Source organism: Sphingomonas sp. GM_Shp_2, assembly GCF_026540875.1.
Classification (GTDB): Bacteria; Pseudomonadota; Alphaproteobacteria; order Sphingomonadales; family Sphingomonadaceae; genus Sphingomonas; species Sphingomonas carotinifaciens.
Genome location: NZ_JALNUQ010000059.1, coordinates 1 through 24,995, shown reverse-complemented (window position 1 = coordinate 24,995; position 24,995 = coordinate 1). Strand labels below are relative to the sequence as shown.

Below are 24,995 nucleotides of genomic sequence, written 5' to 3'. Positions count from 1 at the left end.
CCGGCTGTTCGGCCGCCCGTCCCCGCCCGTCCCGACGGTCGACTCCGGCACCCTGCTCACCGACCTGCTTGCCGACCTGGAACGTCAGCGCGACGCCCTGCTGCGCGAGGCGATCACCTTACGCGGCCACCGCGAACGGCTGGTCGCCGCCGACCACCGGCTGGAGGAAGCCGGTCAGTTCCTGCGCCTGGCCGAACAGGCGGTCGAGGCCGCCGCACGCGAGATCGCGGTGGACAATCCACCCCGCGCCGACCTGTTGCGCACCCGCGCCGGCGCTACGGTGCAGGAACGCCTGCGCGATGTGTTGACCCAGCTTCTCGTCACCCGCCAGGGCTGGATGACGCTCGACATCCTGCTGGACGGGCATGAAACGCTCGGCGCCGCGATCGGCCGCGCTGGCCAGACGATGATGGCCGCCTTGCGCACCGCCTTGGCGGCCCGCGCCGCACTTGCCGAGGGGCAGCGGATGACCGCGCAGGCGGCCGCCCTCGATCGTACCGCGCAGGCCGCCGCCGGTTCGGACCGGGCAAGCGCCACCCGCGCTCTGGACGATGCGGTGGAACAGATGCGTCACGCGCTCGCTGCCGCCACGACTGGATTTGCGGGCGCGCGATGATTACCCATGGCAGGGCGCCGTCGGGGCGCGCGCGAATACGGGGTAAGCGGTGAACGGCCTGATGAAATTCTTCTCGGACCTGTTCGGCACGGCACAGCCCGCGCCGTCCTCCCCGTCGTCATCGCCATCGCCCGCCCACCGCCCATCGGTGCCCCTCACGCCCGATCGCGCGCCCGCCGGCTTTTCCGCCGACGACCCTCGCCTGCCCGACGCGGCACGTCCTAAGGTCGCCGAACTGCTCGACCTCGCCACCCAGATCGAGCGGCACGCCAAGGATGATCCGCTGCTCGTCTCGGCACTGACCGAAGTACGCCAGATGCGCGACACGCACCTGCCGCAACTCGTCTCCAGCTATGCCGATATCCCCCCGGCCCACCGTGCCGAAATCTTCCGCCAGACCGGCCGCTCGGCCAGCTATGTCCTGACCGAGGGTCTGGAAAAGATGCTCGACCGGCTTCGCACGCTATGCCGCACCATGGCGCAGGACAATCTCGACAATTTCGCCGACAACCTGCGCTTCATCGAAACCCGCTACGGCAACCGCGATCCGCTGGGCTGAAGCGGCACAGGCTTCCATCGTGGAGCAGAGCCAAACGCTCCTGACCTCCCTCCTCACCCGTTCATCTCGAGTAACCGTCGAGTAGCGGCAAAGCCGCGTATCGAGACGGTGTATCGAGAGATCCGCTTGCCGCGCCCCGACACAAACGACCAGCAGCTCAAACAAGAGCGGCCACGACAACGCAAAACGGCCGCCCGGTCGCGCTTTCCGAAGAAGGCGACCGGGCGGCCGTTTTGTTGAACCATATCCAGGATATGGTGGGCGCGACAGGGATTGAACCTGTGACCCCACCCGTGTGAAGGGTGTGCTCTACCGCTGAGCTACGCGCCCGTAACCGGGAGACGGGCCTTTAGGCGGCACCTGCGCGCCTGTCCAGCCCAAAAAAACAGATTAGTTCACCGAGTCCTTCAGGCCCTTGCCGGCCTTGAACTTGGGCTGCGACGAGGCCTTGATCGTCATCGGTTCGCCGGTGCGCGGGTTGCGGCCGGTGGATGCCTTGCGCTTGGAAACCGAAAAGGTGCCGAAGCCGACCAGGCGCACTTCGTCGCCCTTCTTCAGCGCGGCGGAAATTGCATCGAACACCGCCTCGACCGCCTTTACCGCGTCCCCGCGAACCAGTCCCGACGTGTCGGCGACCGTGGCGATCAACTCCTGCTTGTTCATTCTGAAACCCCCCTTGCCGAATCATTTCGCTGTCGAAAGAATCGATGGACCGTGAAAGCCGTGGATAATGCGACGCCTTTACAGGCTGTCAAACAAATCCGGTAGGCCCCCGTGCGGCAGGATGGGTAGCGAAATCGTTTAGATTTCAAAGACCCGTAGCGGACGGTCGGCCGGAAGCGACGGAAAACCTCCGCTCCCGGCCGTGCCAACCTGCATCAGTGGTGCAGCTCGCCTCCGGCTGGCGCCACGCCCGATGGCGGCAGCGCGGCCAGTTCGTCCGCATCGGTCCAGTCGATCGCCTCCAACGGCTCGGTCAGCGCCAGACGCAGCACCTCGTCGACATGCGCGACGGGGACGATCTTCAGCCCTTCCTTGATGTTGGCGGGGATGTCGGCAAGATCCTTCTCGTTCTCCTGCGGGATCAGCACCGTCTCGATCCCACCGCGCAGCGCCGCGAGCAGCTTCTCCTTCAGCCCGCCGATCGGCAGCACCCGGCCGCGCAGCGTCACCTCACCGGTCATCGCCACCTCCTTGCGCACCGGAACCCCGGTCAGCGTGGAGACGATCGAGGTGACGAGGCCGATACCCGCCGACGGACCGTCCTTGGGCACCGCCCCTTCGGGCAGATGGATATGGATGTCCTTGCGGTGGAACAGGCTGGGCTTGATGCCGTAGCTCGGGCTGCGCGCCTGCACGAAGCTGAAGGCGGCCTGCACCGACTCCTTCATCACGTCGCCCAGCTTGCCGGTCGTCTTCACCTGTCCCTTGCCGGGCACCGTCACGCTTTCGATGGTCAGCAGCTCGCCGCCCACTTCGGTCCAGGCCAGCCCCGTCACCGCGCCGATCTGATGCTCGGTTTCCGACAGGCCGTGGCGGTACTTCTGCACGCCTGCGAACTCGTGCAGGTTCTCGGGCGTGATCGTCACGCTCTGCGTCTTGCCTTCGAGAATCTGGCGCAGCGCCTTTCTCGCCAGCTTGGCGACCTCGCGCTCCAGCGTCCGCACACCCGCCTCACGGGTGTAGCGCTGGATCAGCGCGCGCAGCCCTTCGTTGGTCAGCGTGAATTCGCCGTCCTTCAGGCCGTGCGCCTCGACCTGCTTGGCGATCAGGTGCCGCTCGGCGATCTCGACCTTCTCGTCCTCGGTATAGCCCTCCAGCCGGATGATCTCCATCCGGTCGAGCAGCGGCTGCGGCAGGTTCAGCGTGTTGGCCGTGCACACGAACATCACGTCCGACAGATCGATGTCGATCTCCAGATAATGGTCGTTGAACTTGCCGTTCTGTTCGGGGTCGAGCACCTCCAGCAGCGCCGACGCCGGATCGCCGCGGAAGTCCTGGCCCAGCTTGTCGATCTCGTCGAGCAGGAACAGCGGGTTGGACGTGCCGGCCTTTTTCAGGTTCGTCACGATCTTGCCCGGCAAGCTGCCGATATAGGTGCGCCGGTGGCCGCGGATCTCGGCCTCGTCGCGCACGCCGCCCAGCGACTGGCGGATGAACTCGCGCCCCGTCGCCTTGGCGATCGAATGGCCAAGCGAGGTCTTGCCCACACCGGGCGGGCCGACGAGGCACAGGATCGGCCCCTTCAGCTTGTTGGTGCGCGCCTGAACCGCCAGATATTCGACGATCCGGTCCTTCACCTTCTCCAGCGCATAGTGATCCTCGTTCAGGACCGCTTCGGCGGCAGGGATGTCCTTCTTGATCTTGGACTTCTTGCCCCAGGGCAGGCCGAGCAGCACGTCGAGATAGTTGCGCACCACCGTCGCCTCGGCGCTCATCGGCGCCATCGTCTTCAGCTTCTTCAGCTCCGACGTCGCCTTGGTACGCGCCTCCTTGGACAGTTTCAGCGTCGCGATCTTCTGCGTCAGCTCGGCGATCTCGTCGCCGTCGCCCTCGTCGCTCTCATTGCCCAGCTCGCGCTGGATCGCCTTCAACTGCTCGTTGAGGTAATATTCGCGCTGCGTCTTCTCCATCTGGCGCTTGACGCGGCTCTTGATCTTCTTCTCGACCTGCAGGACGCCCAGCTCGCCCTCCATCAGGGCATAGGCCATCTCCAGCCGCTTGGCCGGATCGGTCTCGACCAGCAGCGCCTGCTTGTCGGCCACCTTGATCGAAATATTGGCCGCGACCGCATCGGCCAGCCGCGACGGCTCGTCGATCTCGCCCAGTTGCACCGCAGTTTCCGCGGGCAGCTTGCGGTTCAGCTTGGCATAATTCTCGAACTGGTCGACCACCGAGCGCATCAGCGCGGCGATTTCGTCATTGTCCGCGCCGCTGTCCTCGACCGTGTCGACGGTGGCGGTCAGGTGCGTCTCACCCGCGGTCAGCTCGACCAGCCGGGCGCGCTGCTTGCCCTCCACCAGCACGCGCACCGTGCCATCGGGCAGCTTAAGGAGTTGCAGCACGGTCGCCGACACGCCGATTTCATACAGGTCCTCGCGGGCGGGATCGTCCTCGCCCGGATCGAGCTGCGCGACCAGGAATATCTCCTTGTCGGCGGCCATGGCGGCTTCCAGCGCCGCCACCGATTTGTCACGGCCCACGAACAGCGGCACGATCATGTGCGGGAACACGACGATGTCACGGAGCGGAAGTACGGGGTAGGTCTGAGTCATGGAGTCTCCGATGGGTCCCGCCGGGGGGACCCTCATGCTCCCTTATATGGGGAGGGTGAAGCATCCATCAATCACGCCTTGCCAAGCTTGCGACGACCGGCAACAAGTTTGCGCATGAATCGTATACCGATGCTTGCCGTCATTCTCCTGGCCTCCACCGCAATGGCGACGCCGCTCCCCAAAAAGGGGGAGCCGCCGCTGACCGAGCAGACCAAGCGTTCCGGCGGCATCCGCCCGGCCGAGCAACTGGCGCTGCGCTTCGACACCGCCGACCTGTCGTTCGAGGTCCTTCCCGAAACGCAGGAACTGGCCGGCGTCGCCGTGCTGGATTTCACCGCCACCGCGCCCGTGTCCCGCCTGCTGATCGACCTGGACAGGAACCTGCCGGTCTCCGCCGTGTCGATCGACGGCGTGGCACTGAAACCCGGCACCTGGTCCAATCCGGACGGGCAGCTCGTCATTCCTCTCCCCCGCGCGAAGGGAGCAGGACAGAAGATCAGGGCCAGCATCACCTATCGCGGCACGCCGCACGTTGCGGTCCGCGCGCCATGGGATGACGGCGTGGTCTGGTCGAAGACGCCGGACGGCAGGCTGTGGTTCGCCACCACCGCGCAAGGCTATGGCTGCGACCTGTTCTGGCCCTGTCTCGACTTCCCCACCGCAGAGCCCGAGCAGGTGACGCTGCACATCACCGTTCCCGCCGGCCTGAAGGCGCCCTCGAACGGCCGCCTGCTCGGCGTCGATACGCTGCCCGATGGCCGCACCCGCTGGAACTGGCGCACGCGCAATCCCAACACCTATGCCATCGCGCTCAATGTCGGCCCCTATGAGGAGATCAGCGGCACCTACAAGAGCCGCTTCGGCAACACGATCCCGATGCATTACTGGTATCTGCCCGGCGAGAAGCCGCAGGCGGAAAAGCTGTTCGCCGAATTCGCCCCCACGCTAGACTTCTTCGAATCGCTCGTCGGCCCCTTCCCGTTCGGCGACGAGAAGGTCGGCGTGGTCGAAACCCCGCACAAGGGGATGGAGCACCAGACGATCAACGCCTATGGCAATGAATATGCCAAGGCGGTCGAGGGATTCGACTGGCTGTTCCAGCACGAATTCGCCCATGAATGGTTCGCCAACCAGCTGACTGCGGCCAACTGGGACGATTTCTGGCTGCACGAGGGTTATGGCAGCTACATGCAGCCCGCTTATGGCCGCTGGCGCGAGGGCGAGGCCCGCTACGCCGCGATGATGGACCTGCAACGCCCCCAGATCGCCGCCAAGGTGCCGATCGTGCGCAACCGCGTCATCACCGAGGAGGATGTGTACGAGGCGGCCAATGGCGGCCCCGGCCTCGACATCTACATGAAGGGGTCGTGGATGCTCCACACCTTGCGCAACCTGATCGGCGACAAGGCCTTCTGGGATGTCACCCGCCTCGCCGTCTATGGCCGCACCGATCCGAAGCCCGGCAACTTCAAGCCCCGCTTCGGCTCCAGCCGGGAATATGAAGGCTTCGTTCGTCAGGTCACCGGCCGGGATTATCGCTGGTTCTTCGATGTCTATCTGCGTGAGGCGGCACTGCCGGATCTCGAACAGACCCGCGACGGCGACCGGCTGACGCTGCGCTGGAAGGTCGCCAACGACCGCCCCTTCCCCATGCCGATCGAGGTACAGGTCGGCGACCGCATCGAAAAATTGCCGATGACGGACGGCTCCGGCACGCTTGTCGTGCCCGCCGACGCGCATGTGGTGATCGATCCTTGGGCTCGCGTGTTGAAACGCTCGACGGCAATCGAGGAGTTTCAGGCATGGCGCGCGACACGAAAGAACTGACCGACACGCAGGCCGCCCTTCGCCGCACGGCGGAGATGGCCGCGGTGTTCATGATCGGCGACGGGCTGCTTGGCCTGCTCCAGCCCGAACGCCATGTCGCACTTTGGCGCTCGCGCACCCCGGCGGTCGACCTGCTCGTCCGGCCCTTTGCCGGCCGGCCGACCCGCCGCCGGCTCTACGGCGCGCTGCAACTCGCCGCCGGGATCGCACTGGCGGCCCGGCAGCGTGCGCGGGATCAGGGCACCACGGTGATGAACAGATAGGCCGCAAAGATCACCAGATGGACCGCGCCGCCCAGCAGCGTGGTCCGTCCGGTGCCCAGCGACAGGGTGATGACGAACAGCGACAGGACCAGCACCGTCATTTCCTTGGGCCCGATCCCCAGCGCCAGCGGCAGGTCCAGCGCCAGCGACACGATCGCCACCGACGGGATGGTCAGCCCGATCGTCGCCAGCGCCGAGCCCAGCGCCAGGTTCAGGCTCGTCTGTAACCGGTTACGCTTAGCCGCGCGGTAGGCGGCAAGGCTTTCGGGCGCCAGCACCAGTCCGGCGATGATGACGCCGACGATCGCGAGTGGCAGCCCCGCGCCCAGGATCGCCTCCTCCACCTTGGCCGACAACCCCTTGGCGAGCAGCACCACGCCGACCAGCGCGACCAGCAACAGCCCCAGCGCCACCAGCGTGTCGCTGCCCGATGGCACGGTGGTGTGCGCATCCGCCGGCAGGTCCTCGTCGGCGGGCAGGAACATCTCCCGGTGTCGCCCGGTCTGCACGAACACGAAGGTGCCGTAGAGGATCAGGCTGACGATCGCGACGAATATCAGTTGCGACGGGGCATAGGTCGGCCCCGGCGCGCTCGACACGTAATTGGGCAGCACCAGCGACAGCACCACCATCGCCACCAGCACGTTCAGCGAGGCGCTCGCCCCGCGCAGCGAAAAGCGCTGCTCGCCATGCCGTACGCCGCCCGACAACAGGCACAGTCCGACGATGCCGTTCAGGATGATCATGATCGCCGCGAACACGGTGTCGCGGGCCAGGGTGGAGGCATCGCCCGCATCCGACAGCATCAGGCTGACGATCAGCGACACCTCGATCACCGTCACCGCGACCGCCAGCACCAGCGTGCCGAACGGCTCGCCCACCCGGTGCGCGACCACCTCGGCATGATGCACCGCGGCCAGCACGCATCCCATCAGGATCACCGCCGCCGCGATCAGGCCGGGCGTTCCCATCTTGTAGAGCGAGATCAGGACCGCGCCGACGCCGAGCAGGGGGAAGATCAGCGTCCACCACGGCATCGTCAATCGTTGCAGCAAGGCCCGCTTGCTGGCCGGGGGTACGATCCGTTCCTCGTCTGCCGTCGTCTGTGTCATTGCGTCTCCCTTTATTCCAGCAATGCAACAACGGCATGAAAGTTGCCAAGACCGGCGACTTGGCGCGCACGGTCCAACATGGATCATGCATTTCCTGGGGTGTGGTGTGGAGCCGCCTCGCTCCCCCGCCTCCAATTTTACCCGAACCCGTTCGTGTAGAGTAGCGGTCGAGTAGCTCCGGAGGAGCGTATCGAGACATCATCGCCCCGGGTAACAGTCTCTCGATACGTCATCCCGACGAGCGCGATGACTATTCGAGACGAACGGAAGATCTTCCATCTGGCTGCCATCGCTGGCCAAAAAACGAGCTACGCAGGACCGCGCCTCCCGGTAATCGCTACCCCCGCCCCTGCCGATACGCATTCAGGTCGATGCCATGCCGCTGGATCTTGTCGTAAAAGGTCTTGCGCGGAATACCGAGCGTCACCAGCGCGGCGCGCACGTCGCCGCCGCCTTCCTCCAGCGCGGCGCGGATCGTCGCCCCCTCGAACCGCTCGACGCGTTCGGGCAGCGACAGCGATCCGTCGCTCCCCGCGCCGCTACCCTCCCCCGGCAAACCCAGCGCGACGCGACCGGCATAGTTGCGCACCTCGCGCACATTGCCCGGCCAGTCGTGCGACAACAGCCGCGCCTCCACATCGGCGTCGATCATCGGCACCTCGCGCCCGAACCGCTCCGCCGCTTCGCGCAGGAAATGCGCAAAGAGCAGCGGCACGTCGGCCCGGCGTTCGCGCAGCGGCGGCACGCGCAGCCGCACCGCATCCAGCCGGTAGAGCAGGTCGGCCCGGAACCGCCCATCCGCCACCGCGCCCGCCAGATCGGATTTCGCCGCCGCCACGATGCGCAGGTCCAGCATCTGTCGTTCCTCCGCGCCGATCGCGCGCACCTCGCGCTCCTCCACCACGCGCAGCATCCGGCCCTGCAACGCCAGCGCCATGCTGTCGACTTCGTCCAGGAACAGCGTGCCGCGATTGGCCGCCATGATCCGCCCGGGCGTGCGGCCATGCGCCTGTCCGAACAGTTCGCCCTCCGCGATCGTCTCGGGCAGCGCGGCGCAATCGACCGCGACGAAGGGTCGCGTCCGCCGCGCGCTCCAGCGGTGGAGCAGCAGCGCGACCAGTTCCTTGCCGGTGCCCGTCTCCCCCTCGATCAGCACGTCGACATCGGCCTGCGCCACCTGTCGCACCATGTCGCGCAGCCGCATCATCACCGGCGTCTCGCCGATCAGCGGATAGGCGCCCTGCGCTTCCTCCGCCGCCAGCCGCAGGCGCCGGTTCTCCAGCACCAGCCGGCGCATCTCCAGCGCGCGCTGCGCACTGGCGATCAGGTGATCGGCGGCGAACGGCTTGGCGACGAAGTCGAACGCGCCCTGTTTCAGCGCGGCCACCGCCATCGGCACGTCGCCATGCCCGGTCATCAGGATCACCGGGATATCCGCGTCGATCGCCGCAATGCGGCGGAACAGCTCGGTGCCGTCCATGCCGGGCATGCGGATGTCGGTCACCACCATGCCGGCGAAATCGACATCGATCGTGGCCAGCGCGCCCTGCGGGTCGGCGTGCGGCTCCACCTCGATCCCCGCCAGTTCGAACGACTGCGCCAGCGCGCCGCGCAGCGTCGTGTCGTCATCCACCAGCAGCACGCGCATCGTCGCGCCCGCGCTCTTCCCGCTCGCCATATCCCCGCTCACGCCCGCCGCAACGTCACGCGGAACGCCGCGCCGCCCAGCCTGGATGGAACCGTCTCCAGCATGCCACCGAATTCCGTCATGATATCGCGTGCAATCCCCAGACCCAGGCCCAGCCCGTCGGGCTTGCCGGTCACGAACGGGGTGAAGATCACCGGCGCCAGCGCCGGGTCCAGCCCCGAACCATTATCGGCGACGACGATCGCAACCGTGTCGCCGCCATCGTCTTCCACATACAGCGCGACCCTCGGCACCGCCTGCCTGGCCACCGCATCCAGCGCATTCTGCAACAGGTTGACCAGCACCTGCTCCAGCCGCACCCGCCCCGCCATCACCATGGGCAGCGCATCGCCCGCCATCGGCCGGTCCAGCGTCACGCCCGCGCTGCGGAAACGGTCGCCGATCAGCAGCATGGTGCCCTCGATGATCTCGGCGATCGCCACCGGGCCGATGCCGTGCGTACCCCGCCTGGCGAAGCGGCGCATCTCCTGCACGATCGATCCGATCCGCTCGGTCAGCTCGACGATGGAGGCCAGATTCTGGCCGGCGCGCTCGGGTGCGGCGCGCTCCAGGAAGATGCGGGCATTGTCGGCCAGCGTGCGGATCGCCGCCACCGGCTGGTTGATCTCGTGCGCCACGCCCGCGGTGATCGATCCCAGCGATCCCAGCCGGTTGGCCTGCGCCAGTTCCTCGCGCGCGGCGCGGAAGCGCTGGTCGGCACGGATGCGCTCGCCGATCTCCACCGTCAGTCGCCCGTTCGCCTCGCGCAGCTCGGCCGTCCGCCGCGTCACCTCCTCCTCCAGCGCCGCCCTCGCCGCCAGCTGCCGCTCCGCGCGCGTCTGCCGCCACAGCCATCCCGCCGCCAGCAGCGCCAGCGCGACGCCGACCAGCACCGTCGCCGCCCGCACCCACGCATCCGCCTCGCGCAGCGCGGTCCCGACCGGCGCCACATGGATCAGCCGCCACCCCGGCAGCGGCGCCGGCACCGCCGCCGACAGCACCTTGTCCCCCACGCGATCGCGATCCTCGCCGCGCTTCCCCAGCCGATAGCCGGACAACGGCAAGGGCAGGCTGCCGAACTGCCGCGTTTCCCGGATTTCCGCGCGTTCGCCGGGCGATAGGGGGCGAAGCGTGGAAAAGCGCGCGCGCGGATCGGTTGCCACCACCACGACGCCGTGCCCATCGACGAGCAGCGTCTGCCCGACATCGGTCGCCCAGGCCCGTGCCAGGCCGCCGAACTCGACCTTTACGACCACCACGCCCACCGGCGCCTCCACCGGCCCCAGCCGGCGCGCCAGGAACAGGCCGGGGCGGCGGCTGACATTGCCCAGCGCGAAATATTCCGCCGTCCCGTTCGCCATCGCGCCGCGGAAATAGGGCCGGAACGCGAAGTCGCGCCCGACGAAGCTGTCCGGCTGCTGCGCATTGGACGCCGCGATCGTCCGCCCCTGCGCATTGACCACATATATCACCGGCGCACCGGTGCGCTCGGCCAGCAGTGCCAGCTTCTCGTTCATCCGGTCCGCCGCCCGGCCCGGCCCCGCGACCAGCGCGCTGCGCAGGTCCGGATATTCGCCCAGCACGATCGGCAGCAACCGGAAGCGCTGCAACTCGCTCGACAACAGTCGTTCCTGCTGCCGCGCCACCCGGCCGACGGTGCGGCGCAGATCGTCCAGCGCCTGCCCGTAAGCATAGGCCCGCAACCCCAAAGCCACGACCAGGGTCAGCGCCACGACCAGCACCGCCGCCAGGGCGACGCGGACGCGGATCGACTTGGCGGAGAAGGAACCCATCTGTGCGGACTATCGCAGCAATGCCGCCGGCGCCATGCGAAAATTCGCTCATCCAAAACCGGCCATGCCACCGGATCTGGCGGATTTGGGCCGTTTTCGCGTCATTCCACCATCACGTTGATGGCCGCGACACTTTCAGCGCACACTCGCGGTTCCAAGAGCCCGGATCAACGGTGCCTCCCATTGTTGCAGAGGATGACGAAAGCGTGATCGCACAAGACTATGCCGTGGCCGAGGCGCCCAAGCGCGCCAGAATATGGTCGCACCTGTATGTTCAGGTCCTCGTCGCCATCGCGCTGGGCGCGATCATCGGCCATCTCTACCCAAGCTTCGGCGCCTCGCTGAAGCCGCTGGGCGACGGCTTCATCAAGCTCGTCAAGATGATCATCGGCCCCGTCATCTTCCTGACGGTGGTGACCGGCATCGCCGGCATGCGCGAGCTCGCCTCGGTCGGCCGCGTCGCGGGCAAGGCGTTCTTCTACTTCATCACCGTCTCGACGCTCGCCCTCGTCGTCGGCCTGATCGTCGCCCATGTCGTCCAGCCCGGCGCCGGCATGAACATCAACCCAGCGACCCTCGATGCTGCCGCGGTCAACGACTATGCCGCCAAGGCGCACGACACCACGATCACCGGCTTCCTGCTCGGCATTATCCCCGACACGCTGGTCAGCGCCTTTACCGAGGGCAACATCCTTCAGGTCCTGCTCGTCGCCATCCTGTTCGGCATCTCGATGGCGCTGATCGGCGAGCCCGCCAAGCCGCTGCTGAGCAGCCTGGAGCGCCTCAGCATCGTCGTCTTCAAGCTGGTCGGCATCCTGATGCGCGCGGCCCCCATCGGTGCCTTCGGCGCGATCGCCTTCACCATCGGCAAGTACGGGCTGGGCAGCCTCGTCAACCTCGGCGCGCTCGTCGCCACCTTCTACCTGACCGCCTTCCTGTTCGTCGCGGTCGTGCTCGGCACCATCGCGCGGGTGAACGGCTTCTCGGTGTTCAAGCTGATCCGCTATCTCAAGGCCGAGCTGCTGCTCGTCCTGGGCACCTCCTCGTCCGAGGCCGCCCTGCCCAGCCTGCTCCAGAAGATGGAAAAGGCCGGCTGCGAGAAGTCGGTCGTCGGACTGGTCGTCCCCACCGGCTATTCGTTCAATCTCGACGGCACCAACATCTACATGACGCTGGCGGCACTGTTCATCGCCCAGGCCTGCGGCGTGGACCTATCGCTGGGTCAGCAGCTCGCCCTGCTGCTGGTCGCGATGCTGAGTTCGAAGGGGGCCGCGGGCGTCACCGGCGCGGGCTTCATCACGCTTGCCGCGACGCTCTCGATCGTGCCCACCATCCCGATCGCGGGCATGGCGCTGATCCTGGGCATCGACCGCTTCATGTCGGAATGCCGCAGCCTGACCAACTTCATCGGCAATGCGGTGGCGACCGTGGTCGTCGCCCGGTGGGAAAACGCGCTCGACAAGGATGCGCTGGATGCCGCGCTGAACAGCCGCACCGCCCCGGCCATCGTTAACGGCTCGGCAATCAACGCGGCATAAGACCGCGCTCCCGCCTTTCAGAGAGGAATAGAATGAAGAACGTCTGGTTGGCGGGGGCCGCGATCGCCCTCGCCCCGGGGCTCGCCCCCATGGCCGCCAACGCCCAAAGTGCGATCCCCGGCAACAGCCCGGAGCGTGCAAGCCCGTCCACCGGCGCCTACCCGTCCGCGGCCGCCGGCGACGGCACCACCACCGGCGGCTACAACCAGTCGCGCTGGGCAGAGGATTGGCGCCGGATGTGCGACCCGGCCAAGCGCGACGATCCGCTGGACGCGCTGAAATGCGTGAAGCTGACGCAGGAGGGCGATGTCTACGTCACCTTCTCCGGCGAGGCGCGCGTCCGCACCAACCTGACCACCAACCCCAATCTTCAGGACCGCGAAGCCCAGCGTCAGGACATTCTCCGCCTGGTCGGCGGCGCCGACGTTCATCTGGGGGATCACTTCCGCGTCTTCGGCGAGGTCGGCCATGCCAGCCTGAACGGCCGCAACCTGGGCAATCCCAACGCGAACCTGCGCAACGATCTGGCCGTGCAGCAGCTTTTCGCCGAGGTGAAGGGCAATGTCGCCGGCTTCGACAGCGGCATCCGCGCCGGTCGCCAGACCTTTGCCGACGGCCCGCAGCTGCTGACCGTGCCGCGCGACAACAACACGCTGTTCTTCGTTCTCGACGGCGTCCGCGCCTATGCACGCAATGCCACCACCCGGCTCGACGTGTTCGACCTGAACTACGTCTCCTATGGCTATGAAGGCCTGAGCGACGACCGCAAGAACGACAATGTCCGGTTCTCCGGCGCGACCTTCGGCTTCAAGATCCCCACCGACCTGTTCGGCGGCTCGAAGCTGTATGCCGATCCGTTCGTCTGGCGCCTGCGCAACCGCGCGGCGACATGGGGCGGCCGCATCGCGCGTGAAGAACGCTATTTCGTCGGCCTGCACACCTATGGCGACATCGGCCCGGTCACCATCGACTGGACGGTCAACCATCAGGGCGGCACCTTCGGCAACCAGAAGATTTCCGGCTGGCAGGCGTTCGTCGCGCAAACCTACAAGCTGGGCAAGACGGCCGATGCCCCGCGCGTCGGCGTCCATGTCGATTACGGCTCGGGCGGCGGCAGCTATGACGGCGGCACGCTGAACACGACCAGCGGCCTGTTCGGCAACAACATCTATTACAGCTACGGCCTGTTCCTGACGCCGACGAACCTGCTCTACACCGCACCGAATTTCACCTTCACCCCGATCAAGGGCGTGCGCCTCGCGGCCGAATACGGCTTTGCCTGGCGCCCGGATGAAAACGACGCGGTGTACCGCGCCAGTGGCGCCGCGCTGCCGCGCACGCAAACCGTCGACGGCCGCGCCATCGCCGAGGTCGCCCGGCTTCAGGCGGTGTGGAGCATCACGCCCCGCCTCTCCTTCACCGGCCGACTGGAACATCTCCAGGCGAAGACCGTGCTCGACCGGGCCGGGTTGAACAATTCGTTTTTCGCCGCGGGGTGGTTTAGCTTCCGGTTCTGATATCCTACGAAGAGGAATAGACATGGCATCAACCGCAATGGGTGCGGATACCCGCAACCACCGGCTGAAATCGATCATCGGGGGATCGACCGGCAATCTGGTGGAATGGTTCGACTGGTATGTCTATTCCGCCTTCACCCTGTATTTCGCGCCGCATTTCTTCCCCTCGGAAGACCGCACCGCCCAGTTGCTGTCCGCCGCGGCGGTGTTCGCGGTCGGCTTCATCATGCGCCCGATCGGTGCCTGGATCATGGGCATCTATGCCGATCGCAAGGGGCGCAAGGCGGGGCTGACGCTGTCGGTCACGCTGATGTGCGCGGGCTCGCTCATCATCGCGGTCACGCCGGGCTATGCGACGATCGGCCTGTTCGCCCCCGCCGCGCTCGTCATCGCGCGCCTGATGCAGGGCCTGTCGGTCGGCGGCGAATATGGTGCCAGCGCCACCTATCTGTCCGAAATGGCGGGCAAGGACCGGCGCGGCTTCTTCTCGTCCTTCCAATATGTCACGCTGATCTCCGGCCAGTTGCTCGCCATCTGCGTGCTGCTCATCCTCCAGACGGTGCTGCGCGAGGCGGATCTCGACGCCTGGGGCTGGCGCATCCCGTTCGCGATCGGCGCGGTGCTGGCGGTCGTCGTCTTCTACATCCGCCGCGGCCTGGCCGAGACGGAAAGCTATCAGAATGCCAAGAAGGAAGGCGCGCCCAAGTCCGGCTTCCTGCAGCTCATCAAGCATCACCCGCGCGAAACGCTGACGGTGATGCTGTTGACCGCGGGCGGCACGCTCGCCTTCTATGCCTATTCGATCTACATGCAGAAGTTCCTGGTCAACACGTCGGGCTTCAGCCGCCCGGTCGCCAGCCAGATCAACGCCGCCACCCTGTTCGTCTTCATGCTGCTCCAGCCGCTCGCCGGCGGCCTATCGGACAGGATCGGGCGCAAGCCGCTGATGGTTGCGTTCGGCATCGCCGGCGTCTGCTTCACCTATCCGATCTTCTCCACGCTGGAGACGACCCGCGACCCCTGGGTCGCCGGCGCGCTCGTCATGGCCGCGCTGATCATCGTCACCGGCTACACCTCGATCAACGCCGTGGTGAAGGCGGAGCTGTTCCCCGCGCATATCCGCGCACTCGGCGTCGCGCTGCCCTATGCGCTCGCCAACACCATCTTCGGCGGCACTGCCGAGTTCGTCGCGCTGAAGTTCAAGGACGCCGGGTTCGAGCGCGGCTTCTACTGGTATGTGACGGCAATGATCGCGATCTCGCTGGTCATCTACCTGCGCATGCGCGACACCCGGAAGAACAGCCTGATCGTCGAGGATTGACCCGCCTTACGCCCTCTCCCCTCCGGGGGGGAGCGTGATAGCTTAAAAGTGGATGCAAGGGCGATGACCCCTCTCCCCTTTGGGGAGAGGGAGGGGCCCGCCGCAAAGCGGTGGGAGGGTGAGGGGCCGCCAAGCAGCGCAGCACTGCTGGACTACCCCTCACCCTCACCACGGCTAAAGCTGCGGGTCCCCCCAGCATCAGGTCGCCCATGCCCCCGGCATGGGCTGAACAGCGCGGGGCGCTGTTCACCTGATGCTCCCCGTGGGGGAGAGGGCTCAAACGTTACTTAACCTCACCCGCAAAGGTATAGATCCCCGTCATCGGATCGGGGCCCTGGCTGGCGATCTGCACCGGCGGCAGCGCATCGACCATCGGTGCCTTCGGGGCATGGCCCGCATAGATGAAGCCCTTGGTCGGGTAGCTGGAGGTGCCCAGCCCGCCATTGGGGCCGTACCATACCTTGACCTGCGACCAGTCGTTGTTCGGCGAGATGTCGATGGCACGCACGTCACGCTCGATGCCGCCGCGGCGCGACCAGTTGGCATGGGTCAGCAGCACTTCGCGCTCGCTCACCACGCGCGATACCATCGCGACATGGCCGACCCGCATCCGGCGCGTCGCCTCGAATGCCAGTACCGATCCGGCCTGCGGGGTATGGCCGCGCTCGTACCGGCCCTCGGCCTGGCCCCACCAGGTATTTGCATTGCCATGAATGTCGATGCCCGAGATTTCGCGGGCATAGGGTGCGCACTGCCAGAATTGTGCGGCTGCGGGCGTGGCCATCATCAGGCCGCACGAAACCACCAGCGCAAAACGCGCTGCCAACGACTTTCCACTCACGTGCGACCCCCCGGTCCAATCTAGGTGATGACTTTTGGCTACGGGGTGTCGATATTTTTTGGAAGAGCGCCGGGAACCTTATCCGACGAACTGTGTTTCATCGTCGCCGACCTGCATGCCTGGCATGCACCGATCGTCGCGCGCTCTTCCAAAAGCTTACCGAATGGTTAATTCGCCGCCTTCATCAGGCGATCGACCGTGGTTGCCGTCACCGCGTGATAGCCCGGCCGTGCCTTGGCATAGATGCGCGTCGCCAGGGCGCGGCCCCAGTCGCCCTGCCCCCATAGCTGCGCAAACAGCGGCGCGACGAACTTGCGCCGTCCCTGACCGGTCAGGAACGCCTCCGCCGACGCCTCGGCCGGAGGGTAGCGATTGGCCAGCGCCAGTTGCAGCCAGGCAAAGCGGATCTCGCTGTTCCCCGTCTCGTTCCAGTGGAACCGCTCGTCCAGCGCGCGCAGCCGCTCCGCCGGCATGCTGCGCGGCAACTGCGTCAGGAAGCGGACATATTCCTGCGTCGTCACCTCGCCCGGCACGGCCGACACCGGCCCGCCCGCCGCAAACGCCTTGGCCGCTGCATCGATCGCCGGGAACGCGTCGGATTTCACATGCACCGCATTGGCGGGCACGCCGGGCTGGTACACCCACGCGTCCACCCCGATCCGCTCCGCCTCGCCCGGCTTCAACAGATTGGCCTTCAGATCGGCCAGGAACCCCGCGCTGGTCTGCGGCTGGAAGGCATGGACGTCGAAATAGCGACGCAGATACGCATCCCACCGCGCCCGCCCCACCGTTGCCTCGATCGTGCGCAGGAAGGTCGCGCCCTTGTCATAGGCGATCTGGGTCATGCCGTCGTCGGGATCGCGCGACGCGTCCAGTTCCAGGTGCAGTCGCGTATCGGGCGATTGCGGGCCGCCCGCATCCTTTACCGCCGCCTGCATGTCGGTCCACGCCAGATCGGCCTCCATGGCCGCGCGGCGCTGGCCGTACAGCGACTCCATGATCCGGTTCTCGAAATAGCTGGTGAAACCCTCGTTCAGCCAGAAATCGTTCCAGGTCGCGTTCGTCACTAGATTGCCCGACCAGCTATGCGCCAGCTCGTGCGCGATCAGGCTGACCAGGCTGCGGTCGCCCGCGATCGCGGTCGGCGTGGCAAAGGTCAGCGTTGGGTTCTCCATGCCCCCGAACGGAAAAGAGGGTGGCAAAACAAGTACATCGTACCGTCCCCAGCGATAGGGTCCGTACAGCCCCTCGGCCGCTGCCACGAACTTGTCCAGCTCCCCAAACTCATACGCCGCCTTGTCCAGCGTCACAGGCTCCGCCCAGATCCCCGTCCGCTCCCCCGTCGCCCGAAACGCAATATCCCCCACCGCCAGCGCGATCAGATAGGGCGCCACCGGCTTGTCCATCGTATAACGATAGGTACAGCGATCCGCCTTGCACACCGCCTTGCCCCTCGCCTCGCCGCTCATCACCGCAATCAGCTTGGCCGGCACGTCGATCGTCGCGTCCCAGCTCTGGCGAATGCCCGGCGAATCCTGCGTCGGGATCCAGCTGCGGTTCAGAATCGCCTCGCCCTGGCTGAACAGGAAGGGCTGCGTCTTGCCCGCGGTCTGCGCCGGGCTCAGCCATTGCAGCGCCTTCGCCTCGGGCGCGGAGGCATAGGCGATGCGGATCGTCTTGGTCCCGTTCAGCGTCACGGTCAGCGGCGCGCCGTGCACCGCGTCACCCTTGCCCACCGTATAGGGCAGCGCCTTGCCACCGGCATCGGTGACCGAGACGATGCGCAAGCCGTTATCGTCCAGCACCACCTGCCCCGCCCCCGGCCGGGCATCGATCGACAATGTCGCCACCCCGCGCAGCACATGGCTGTCGAAATCGGCGAACAGGTTCAGCGAGACATGGGAAACCCGCGCCTCCAGCGGCCGGGCATGGCTGTGCACGTCGCGCGCTTCCGGCGTGGCGAGCACAGGCGCCGTCTGTGCTGCAAGGGCGAGAATGGGGACAAGCGCCAGAACGGTGGCAGGCATGGCAACTCCAAAGGTCAGTATGGCTGCACCTTAGGCGGATGCCGGCCGAATGGGAAATGAACCGCCACCGCGCCCCCACCATCGACACCGCCACCATGCCCGCTAAAAGCCCCGCCATGCACTTCTGGCTTACCCCCGTCCTCGCCGCCGCCATCGCCGCGACGCTTCCCCAGACCCCTGCGCCACGACCGGCGACCACCCATGCCGCCAGGGGCCTGTCCCGCGACGCCGCTGCCCGGATGCTCGATCAGATGGCGGCCGCCCGGCTTCAGGCGGTGGCCGACGAATACCGGACCCAGCTTGCGGCAAAGTCGATCACCATCGGCGACAAGACGCTGAAATGGGAAAGCAAGGTCTTCGGCACCGCGCCGAAGGGTGGTCGCAGTCTGTGGATTTCCATGCACGGCGGCGGCAATGCCGAGCCGGCGGTGAACGACCAGCAATGGCGCAACCAGATCCGCCTCTACGAACCGGCCGAGGGCATCTATCTCGCCCCCCGCGCGCCCACCGACACCTGGAACCTGTGGCACGAGGGGCATATCGATCCCCTGTTCCAGCGGCTGATCGACGCGCAGGTCGCGCTGAACGGCGTCGACCCGAACAAGGTCTATCTGATGGGCTATTCCGCCGGCGGCGACGGCGTCTGGCAATTGGCGCCGCGCATGGCGGACCGCTTCGCCGCCGCTGCGACGATGGCGGGCCACCCCAATGAATCGACGCTGCTGCCCTTGCGCAACCTGCCCTTCGCCATCTTCATGGGCGGCGCGGACAGTGCCTATGACCGCAACAAGATCGCCGCGCAAAAGGCCGCCGAGATGGACCGCCTGCACGCCGCAGACCCGGGCGGCTATGTCCACATGGCGCGCATCTATCCCGGCCTGCCCCACTGGATGAACCGCAAGGATGCAGAGGCGCTGCCCTGGATGGCGCAGTTCACCCGCAATCCCTGGCCGAAGCGTGTCGTCTGGGTGCAGGACGACGTGACCAGCGACCGCTTCTACTGGCTGCAGATCCCCGACGCCGCCGCCGCCAAGGCGGGCGACAAGATCGTCGCGACCGCAGATGGCCAGTCGATCACCCTGACCGGAGACGTGCCGGCCGGCACGTCCCTGCGCCTGTCGGATCACCTGCTAAACCTCGACCGCCCCGTCACCGTGACGGTAAACGGCCGCATCGCCTACAAGGGCAAGGTGCCGCGCACCGCCGCCGCCATTCAGGCATCGCTGGCGGAGCGCGCCGACGCCGCCTCCGCCGCCACGGCGATGCTCACCCTTTGAGCATCGCCGCAGTCGGCGGCTTTACCGTGCGGGAGCGGCCGGCGGCAGCGCGATCAGCCTCGGCGCATCCGCGACGAAGACGTCCAGCACGCCGTCCGCGATTCTGATCGGTCCGTCGAAGCGCGTCGCGCCGGGAATGCTCTGGACGGCCGCCGCCTCGCCCGCGATGCGTTTGGCATCGGCGAAGTAGCGCACCGCCGCGCCATTGCCCCGGTCGGCGGCATCCAGCCCGGCCGCGGTCAGTTGCAACGCACGACCCCAGCGCTGCATCGCATCCAGCCACGGGGCCGACTGGGCCGCAAAGCCCGGATCGACGGTCCCCGAGCGAATGATGTCGGGCGCCCCCGCCATCGCATCCGCCGTTTCGCGCAGTTCGGCGATCGCCTCGGCCCGCGCCGCCGCATCGCCGTCCGCGATCGCCTCGCGCACCCGGTCCAGCACCGCCTTCAGCCGCGGCGCCTGCTCCTGCCAGGGCTGGCTGCCAAAGGTCGGCGCCATGTGCTGCGTATCGAAGAACACCAGCAACGCCTCGGTCGCGCGGGCATCGCCCCCCGCCAGTTCGCGCGCCGCGGCATGCCAGGTCCGCTGCGCATCATAGCCCTTGTCGTTCCAGGCAAAGGCCGCAACGCCCGTCACCGCGACACGGCTCGGCGCCTCCTGGTTCATCGGGTTGGACAGGATACCGGTCAGCTCGCTCGCCAGCCCCGCCTCACGCCGCGCATAGGGCGCCATCAGCAACCGCCCCGTCGTCTGCGCATAGTCGTTGACCGGATAATTGTCCCACAACAGCGTCTTGCGCCCGAACGCCTTGGTCGCCGCCTTGGCGTCGGGCACCGAGATCGCCGGCGGCACCACGTCCGTGCCGGTCCACTGCACCACGATGCGCGGGTCGAGATGCTTGCGCAGTGCCGCCTTGTACGGGCTTTCCTTGGCGTCGAAATATTCGGTCGGCACCATGATCAGCGGTCGCGACGCCCGGTCCTTGGCAAGGAGATCGGCCTGCACTGCGTTCAACAGCTTCGACTGCGCGATCCCCGCCGCCTCCGCGCCCGACGGGCCGAAAGCCGCCTTGTCCTGCTCGCAATTCCAATTGGTATATTCGATATCGTCCAGCGCCACATAGAAGCTGTGGACGCCGATCCCGCGTAGCGCATCGAACTTGCGCTCCAGCGCGCTCAGGTCGGCCGGGTCGGAAAAGCACACCGTCGGCCCCGGCGAGATCGCATAAACGAAGTCGACATGGTTGCGCCGCGCCGCCGCGGCCAGCGTGCCCAGCGCCGACAGCGTCTCGGCGGGATAAGGCTCGCGCCAGCGATCGCGGGCGTAAGGATCGTCCTTGGGGCTGTAGACATAGGTGTTCGCCTTGACGCTGGCGAGGAAGTCCAGATGCTTGGTCCGGTCCGCCATCGTCCAGGGCGCGCCGTAAAATCCCTCGATCGTGCCGCGGATGGGCATCGCCGGATGGTCCTGGATCACCAGCGCCGGGATCGTGCCGCGCCGCGCCAGTTGGCGGAATGTCTGCGCGGCATGGAACACCCCGTCGCCATCGCGCCCCGCCAGCGTGATCAGCCCGCCGCGCCCTTGCGCGACGCTGGCGATCGTATAGCCCTCGGCCTCTTCACCGATCCTGGCCCCGCTGCGCGCCAGCGCATCGCGCACCACCGCATCGCCGCCGGTGCCCACCACGACATACACCCCGTCCAGCGTCGCCGGCACCCGCCGCGCGGTGGTGACCGTCTCCACCCCGGCCGAGGTCAGGATGCCACGCACCAGTGCCACCGTTGCGGGATCGGCATCGGCGCCGGCGACCAGCACCACCGAGGAACCCAGGGCGACCGCGCCCTGCCCCAACGTCATAGACACCGGTGCGGGAAAGATCGCCGGCAACGTCGCCGGCTGTGCGGATGCGGGCGCCGCCATCACCGCCAGCGCCGCCGCCGCGACCATCATCGAGTTGGCGCCGATCCTGCCCATGCGTCGCGTCATCCCTGTTCTCCGGTATCGAATTGGTATTATTGACCAATGATTAGGAGGATGTCGCGCGAACGGCAAGCGATGGCATGGCCGCACATGTCGGGCGTATCGTCGTCGACCCGGTAACCTGCCGCCAAAGCTCATGTCATGATAGCGCCGCTATCGGGGGCCCACCGGATACGGCCATTGCTAACGGCCACCGCCTCACTTGATGAAATAGCCGGCCACCTTCCATGTCGCGCCCTCGCGCGCGAGGGTGATCGTCTCGACAGCGCCGGGTTTGTGCGCAAAGTTCGTGCGAAACTGAAGAACCTCGTAATCCCCCGCCGGCACGCCGGGAAGCGATTTGGTCCTCGTCACATTCTGAAAGGTGCGTGAGGAAGCCGCGCCCAGCGGTAGCCGCACCGGCTGGATGACCGCCACCCATTGCGGCGCCAATATCTGGGATTTGAACAGGCTTGCAGTGGCGCGCCAGCTCGCCTCCCATTCGCCTTTGTCCAACAAGCTCAACCAGTGACGGGCTTCGCGCTGACTCATCGAAGCCGAAGCATCGGCGGCTGGGGCGCTCGTCTCCGGCGTCTGCGCATTCGACGCGCCGTTTCCATGAAAGGCCGATGCAAGGGCAAAGGCGGCGATGACAAGCGACATGACGAACATTCCTCCACTGAGCCAGGCCAACCGGTGCATTACACGCTGCTGGCGATTTCCCGGCCCAACCGAGGCCATGGGAGCAGGCGTGGCCGCCACCCCCAAAACCTTGTCCCCGAGATTTTCGGGGCCCGCTTCGTCCATTTTGGCAAAAAGTCTCGCCGCCTCACGGCTGCTCGCCACACCCAATTTGCGACGCGCATCGCGCAGTCGCTCATTGACGGTGTGTACGGACAGCTGAAGCTGGCGGGCGATCGATTTGGCATCGTGGCCCTTGAGCAGCAGACGAAGCGTGTCCTTCTCCCGTTCGGTCAGGGAGGGGGCGCTGCTGCTGCCCGAGCTGGTCGTTCGTTGCTCCATGGCGGCAACTGTAAAGGGCAACAAAACGGCTTTCTACCAGCCGCCGAACATCCGCGGTCGATCAGCCCCCCATGCATGACCAAGAACGGGGCAGGGAAACCAGTCTGCTTGTCGCAGCCTCTCGATACCGACGCACCGTTTTGCAGGCGCTTGCCCGACATCAGCTGTCAAATCCGACGCCATGTCGACAACCGCAGGACAGCAACGAAAAAGGGCCCCGCCACATCTGGCGGAGCCCTTCTGAACCTTTGGCGATTGCCCGCGATCAGTTCGTCGGCGTCGGTGCGCCCGGAACGGCGCCGCCCGGCATCGCACCACCGGGGACCGCGCCACCCGGCATCGCGCCGCCCATGCCCTGGCGCATCTGCATCTGCCGCACGACGCTTTCCGGCAGGAAGTCGAGCAGCTGCACGTCGAACACCAGCGTCGAATTGGCCGGGATCGGCCCCGCCTCGCGCTCGCCATAGCCCAGCGCCGCCGGGATCCAGACGCGGTACTTGGCGCCCTTCGGCATCAGCTTCAGCGCTTCGGAGAAGCCGGGCACCACCGCCGAGACCGGCATCGGCGTCGGTTGCTGCGACTTGTCGAACGTGGTGCCGTTCAGCAGCTTGCCCTCATACTGGACCAGCGCGACATCGGCATCGGTGGGCTTGGCCGCACCCGGCTGACCCGGCTCCAGCACCTTGTATTGCAGGCCCGAAGCGGTGGTCACCACGCCCTTGGCGCGGGCGTTGCGGGTCAGGAAGTCGTCACCCTGCGTCGCCAGCGCGACGGCCGCGACACAGGCGAGCACCAGACCCAGCCACAGATAGATGAGATAGCTGCGCTTGACGGGCTGCAGCGGCACGGCGGTGACGGTGGACATCGATAGGCACCTGATTCTGTGGTGCCGGTCCGGCCGTCACCGGTGATAGGTCGGGAAACGCGGTGCCGGGGGATCCGCCCTCCCGCCGATGCGGGGGAGCGGATCCCATCCGGCCAGGTCGCTTACCGGGCGCCGTCGCGCTCGGCGCGCTTGCGCTCAAGCTTGCGGGCGCGACGCACGGCGGCGGCACGCTCGCGCGCGCGCTTCTCCGACGGCTTCTCATAGTGACGGCGCAGCTTCATTTCGCGATACACGCCCTCGCGCTGCAGCTTCTTCTTGAGCGCGCGAAGAGCCTGGTCGACATTGTTGTCGCGAACGATGATCTGCATAAAATCCAAAAACTCCGGTCGATATGCGCTGCCCATGCCGGAACAGCAATCAATCTGAATGGCGAATAGCCGGCGCGAACGAGTCCGCGTCGAGAACAGGCGGCGCCTAGCAGCACCGGGCATCCTTGGCAAGCGCGTCTCACCGCCCGCCGACGGGGTCCGCCGGTGTGGCCATGATGCCACGATCGGGGGCGCGCGGGCATTCGTTGCACGATGTTGCAGGGCCGACATGTGCGCGATACGCGTATGTCCGATCCTCCGGGACATGTTGCAAACGGCCGCCAGCTTGGACCTATCCACCCGCCTTCTCATCGTCGACGACGATCCCGGCATTCGCGAGCTGACCGCGGGCTTCCTGTCCGCGCACGGCTATGTGGTCGATACCGCCGCCGACGCCGCCGAGATGCGCGCGCAGATGGCGCGGCAGGCTTATGCGCTGATCGTGCTGGACGTGATGATGCCGGGCGAGGACGGCCTCTCGGTCCTGCGCACGCTCGACCGCGCGACCGCGCCGCCGGTCATCATCCTGTCGGTCATCGGCGAGGAGGTAGACCGTATCATCGGGCTGGAAATGGGCGCGGACGACTATATCGCCAAGCCCGCCAACCCGCGCGAGTTGCTCGCCCGCATCCGGTCGGTGCTGCGCCGCAACGCCACCGCATCGGCGCGCGCCGAGGCGCCGATCCCCGCCGCCCGCCCCATGCAGCGCTTCGCCGGGTGGCGGCTGGACCCGATCGGCCGCCAGTTGCTCGACCCGGACGAGGTCGTCATCAACCTGTCGGACGGCGAGTTCCGGATGCTGATGACCTTTGTGGATCACCCCCGCCGCGTCCTCAGCCGCGACTTCCTGCTCGACCATGCGCGCGGGCCTACCGTCGAGCATTTCGACCGTGCGATCGACGTGCAGGTCAGCCGGCTGCGCCGCAAGCTCAGCCGGGGCGACGGGCGGGGCGGCGACGATCTGATCCGCACCGTGCGCAACGAAGGCTATATGTTCGTCGCCGATGTCGAAACGCGCTGATCCGGCCCGGCTGCCCAGCCTTGCCCGGCCGATCTTCGCGCTGGTCATCGCCTCGGTCATGGTGGCGACGCTCGCCTCGTTCATCATCACCTTCAACGGCCCCCCGCCGCGCGACCCGCCGCGCCCCTTGAGCATCCTCGCCACC

20 protein-coding genes and 1 tRNA gene are annotated in these 24,995 nt (G+C 66.9%); 9 read left to right on the top strand and 12 right to left on the bottom strand.

Going from position 1 to position 24,995, the window contains the following annotated elements; all coding sequences use genetic code 11:
• Both OXR08_RS16485 and OXR08_RS16480 read left to right on the top strand, forming a co-directional pair.
• On the top strand, window positions 1-616 hold a 616-nt coding region (locus tag OXR08_RS16485), incomplete at its 5' end, for a toxic anion resistance protein (RefSeq protein ID WP_267351518.1).
• A gap of 49 nt (window positions 617-665) precedes the next feature.
• Window positions 666-1,175: a hypothetical protein gene (locus OXR08_RS16480; RefSeq protein WP_267351516.1), complete on the top strand. Its 510-nt coding sequence runs from the start codon at window positions 666-668 to the stop codon at window positions 1,173-1,175.
• 255 nt (window positions 1,176-1,430) lie between these two features.
• Here OXR08_RS16480 and OXR08_RS16475 read toward each other — a convergent pair.
• From OXR08_RS16475 to lon, 3 genes are all read right to left on the bottom strand, one after another.
• Window positions 1,431-1,505, bottom strand: a tRNA-Val gene (locus tag OXR08_RS16475).
• 60 nt (window positions 1,506-1,565) lie between these two features.
• Complete coding sequence (locus tag OXR08_RS16470) at window positions 1,566-1,838, bottom strand: HU family DNA-binding protein (protein WP_112382708.1); 273 nt, start codon at window positions 1,836-1,838, stop codon at window positions 1,566-1,568.
• A 215-nt stretch (window positions 1,839-2,053) separates the two neighbouring features.
• The gene (lon, locus tag OXR08_RS16465; protein ID WP_267351514.1) at window positions 2,054-4,450 is read right to left on the bottom strand and encodes an endopeptidase La; all 2,397 of its coding nucleotides are present in this window, start codon (window positions 4,448-4,450) and stop codon (window positions 2,054-2,056) included.
• 114 nt (window positions 4,451-4,564) lie between these two features.
• Here lon and OXR08_RS16460 point away from each other — a divergent pair, with 114 nt between their 5' ends.
• The gene (locus tag OXR08_RS16460; RefSeq protein ID WP_267351513.1) at window positions 4,565-6,277 is read left to right on the top strand and encodes a M1 family metallopeptidase; all 1,713 of its coding nucleotides are present in this window, start codon (window positions 4,565-4,567) and stop codon (window positions 6,275-6,277) included.
• On the top strand, window positions 6,253-6,540 hold the full coding sequence (locus OXR08_RS16455; RefSeq protein ID WP_112382705.1) for a hypothetical protein: 288 nt from the start codon (window positions 6,253-6,255) through the stop codon (window positions 6,538-6,540). Before OXR08_RS16460 ends, OXR08_RS16455 begins: the two co-directional genes overlap by 25 nt.
• Here the strand turns inward: OXR08_RS16455 and OXR08_RS16450 are convergent.
• From OXR08_RS16450 to OXR08_RS16440, 3 genes are all read right to left on the bottom strand, one after another.
• Complete coding sequence (locus OXR08_RS16450) at window positions 6,513-7,652, bottom strand: ionic transporter y4hA (protein ID WP_235903819.1); 1,140 nt, start codon at window positions 7,650-7,652, stop codon at window positions 6,513-6,515. The genes OXR08_RS16455 and OXR08_RS16450 overlap by 28 nt on opposite strands.
• Before the next feature lie 337 nt (window positions 7,653-7,989).
• Window positions 7,990-9,330: a sigma-54 dependent transcriptional regulator gene (locus OXR08_RS16445; protein WP_267351511.1), complete on the bottom strand. Its 1,341-nt coding sequence runs from the start codon at window positions 9,328-9,330 to the stop codon at window positions 7,990-7,992.
• 8 nt (window positions 9,331-9,338) lie between these two features.
• Window positions 9,339-11,132, bottom strand: a complete 1,794-nt coding sequence (locus OXR08_RS16440; RefSeq protein ID WP_267351509.1) for an ATP-binding protein — start codon at window positions 11,130-11,132, stop codon at window positions 9,339-9,341.
• A 206-nt stretch (window positions 11,133-11,338) separates the two neighbouring features.
• Here OXR08_RS16440 and OXR08_RS16435 point away from each other — a divergent pair, with 206 nt between their 5' ends.
• The 3 genes from OXR08_RS16435 to OXR08_RS16425 are packed head-to-tail and all read left to right on the top strand — an operon-like array spanning window position 11,339 to window position 15,508.
• Window positions 11,339-12,670: a dicarboxylate/amino acid:cation symporter gene (locus OXR08_RS16435; protein ID WP_267351507.1), complete on the top strand. Its 1,332-nt coding sequence runs from the start codon at window positions 11,339-11,341 to the stop codon at window positions 12,668-12,670.
• A 32-nt stretch (window positions 12,671-12,702) separates the two neighbouring features.
• Complete coding sequence (locus tag OXR08_RS16430; RefSeq protein ID WP_267351505.1) at window positions 12,703-14,187, top strand: alginate export family protein; 1,485 nt, start codon at window positions 12,703-12,705, stop codon at window positions 14,185-14,187.
• Window positions 14,188-14,209: 22 nt separating this feature from the next.
• A complete protein-coding gene (locus tag OXR08_RS16425; RefSeq protein WP_267351503.1) occupies window positions 14,210-15,508 on the top strand; it encodes an MFS transporter in 1,299 nt (432 codons plus the stop codon).
• Window positions 15,509-15,791: 283 nt separating this feature from the next.
• Here OXR08_RS16425 and OXR08_RS16420 read toward each other — a convergent pair whose 3' ends face one another.
• Together OXR08_RS16420 and OXR08_RS16415 are read right to left on the bottom strand one after the other, a co-directional pair.
• Complete coding sequence (locus OXR08_RS16420; protein WP_174236568.1) at window positions 15,792-16,295, bottom strand: CHAP domain-containing protein; 504 nt, start codon at window positions 16,293-16,295, stop codon at window positions 15,792-15,794.
• A 221-nt stretch (window positions 16,296-16,516) separates the two neighbouring features.
• Window positions 16,517-18,376 (bottom strand): M1 family metallopeptidase, encoded by a 1,860-nt coding sequence (locus tag OXR08_RS16415; protein WP_267351500.1) that lies wholly within the window; start codon window positions 18,374-18,376, stop codon window positions 16,517-16,519.
• Window positions 18,377-18,414: 38 nt separating this feature from the next.
• Here OXR08_RS16415 and OXR08_RS16410 point away from each other — a divergent pair, with 38 nt between their 5' ends.
• Window positions 18,415-19,653: a dienelactone hydrolase family protein gene (locus OXR08_RS16410; protein WP_267351498.1), complete on the top strand. Its 1,239-nt coding sequence runs from the start codon at window positions 18,415-18,417 to the stop codon at window positions 19,651-19,653.
• Between the two features lie 21 nt (window positions 19,654-19,674).
• Here the strand turns inward: OXR08_RS16410 and OXR08_RS16405 are convergent, their stop codons facing one another.
• The 4 genes from OXR08_RS16405 to rpsU form a co-directional block, all read right to left on the bottom strand.
• Complete coding sequence (locus OXR08_RS16405; RefSeq protein WP_267351497.1) at window positions 19,675-21,639, bottom strand: beta-N-acetylglucosaminidase domain-containing protein; 1,965 nt, start codon at window positions 21,637-21,639, stop codon at window positions 19,675-19,677.
• A 192-nt stretch (window positions 21,640-21,831) separates the two neighbouring features.
• The gene (locus OXR08_RS16400) at window positions 21,832-22,635 is read right to left on the bottom strand and encodes a DUF4019 domain-containing protein (RefSeq protein ID WP_267351495.1); all 804 of its coding nucleotides are present in this window, start codon (window positions 22,633-22,635) and stop codon (window positions 21,832-21,834) included.
• A gap of 265 nt (window positions 22,636-22,900) precedes the next feature.
• Complete coding sequence (locus OXR08_RS16395; RefSeq protein WP_112382694.1) at window positions 22,901-23,500, bottom strand: FKBP-type peptidyl-prolyl cis-trans isomerase; 600 nt, start codon at window positions 23,498-23,500, stop codon at window positions 22,901-22,903.
• Window positions 23,501-23,622: 122 nt separating this feature from the next.
• A complete protein-coding gene (gene rpsU, locus OXR08_RS16390; protein ID WP_007404630.1) occupies window positions 23,623-23,829 on the bottom strand; it encodes a 30S ribosomal protein S21 in 207 nt (68 codons plus the stop codon).
• 265 nt (window positions 23,830-24,094) lie between these two features.
• Here rpsU and OXR08_RS16385 point away from each other — a divergent pair, with 265 nt between their 5' ends.
• Window positions 24,095-24,850 carry a response regulator transcription factor gene (locus OXR08_RS16385; RefSeq protein WP_267351493.1) on the top strand — a complete coding sequence of 252 codons (756 nt, stop codon included), beginning with the start codon at window positions 24,095-24,097 and terminating at the stop codon, window positions 24,848-24,850.
• The last annotated feature ends 145 nt before the right edge of the window (window positions 24,851-24,995 follow it).

Excerpts from the sequence above, each read along its gene's own strand:
- OXR08_RS16470 (WP_112382708.1), bottom strand. The coding sequence starts at position 1,838 with ATGAACAAGCAGGAGTTGATCGCCACGGTCGCCGACACGTCGGGACTG.
- lon (WP_267351514.1), bottom strand. The coding sequence starts at position 4,450 with ATGACTCAGACCTACCCCGTACTTCCGCTCCGTGACATCGTCGTGTTC.
- OXR08_RS16460 (WP_267351513.1), top strand. The coding sequence starts at position 4,565 with ATGAATCGTATACCGATGCTTGCCGTCATTCTCCTGGCCTCCACCGCA.
- OXR08_RS16455 (WP_112382705.1), top strand. The coding sequence starts at position 6,253 with ATGGCGCGCGACACGAAAGAACTGACCGACACGCAGGCCGCCCTTCGC.
- OXR08_RS16450 (WP_235903819.1), bottom strand. The coding sequence starts at position 7,652 with ATGACACAGACGACGGCAGACGAGGAACGGATCGTACCCCCGGCCAGC.
- OXR08_RS16445 (WP_267351511.1), bottom strand. The coding sequence starts at position 9,330 with ATGGCGAGCGGGAAGAGCGCGGGCGCGACGATGCGCGTGCTGCTGGTG.
- OXR08_RS16440 (WP_267351509.1), bottom strand. The coding sequence starts at position 11,132 with ATGGGTTCCTTCTCCGCCAAGTCGATCCGCGTCCGCGTCGCCCTGGCG.
- OXR08_RS16430 (WP_267351505.1), top strand. The coding sequence starts at position 12,703 with ATGAAGAACGTCTGGTTGGCGGGGGCCGCGATCGCCCTCGCCCCGGGG.
- OXR08_RS16425 (WP_267351503.1), top strand. The coding sequence starts at position 14,210 with ATGGCATCAACCGCAATGGGTGCGGATACCCGCAACCACCGGCTGAAA.
- OXR08_RS16420 (WP_174236568.1), bottom strand. The coding sequence starts at position 16,295 with ATGATGGCCACGCCCGCAGCCGCACAATTCTGGCAGTGCGCACCCTAT.
- OXR08_RS16415 (WP_267351500.1), bottom strand. The coding sequence starts at position 18,376 with ATGCCTGCCACCGTTCTGGCGCTTGTCCCCATTCTCGCCCTTGCAGCA.
- OXR08_RS16410 (WP_267351498.1), top strand. The coding sequence starts at position 18,415 with ATGCCGGCCGAATGGGAAATGAACCGCCACCGCGCCCCCACCATCGAC.
- OXR08_RS16405 (WP_267351497.1), bottom strand. The coding sequence starts at position 21,639 with ATGACGCGACGCATGGGCAGGATCGGCGCCAACTCGATGATGGTCGCG.
- OXR08_RS16400 (WP_267351495.1), bottom strand. The coding sequence starts at position 22,635 with ATGGAGCAACGAACGACCAGCTCGGGCAGCAGCAGCGCCCCCTCCCTG.
- OXR08_RS16395 (WP_112382694.1), bottom strand. The coding sequence starts at position 23,500 with ATGTCCACCGTCACCGCCGTGCCGCTGCAGCCCGTCAAGCGCAGCTAT.
- rpsU (WP_007404630.1), bottom strand. The coding sequence starts at position 23,829 with ATGCAGATCATCGTTCGCGACAACAATGTCGACCAGGCTCTTCGCGCG.
- OXR08_RS16385 (WP_267351493.1), top strand. The coding sequence starts at position 24,095 with ATGTTGCAAACGGCCGCCAGCTTGGACCTATCCACCCGCCTTCTCATC.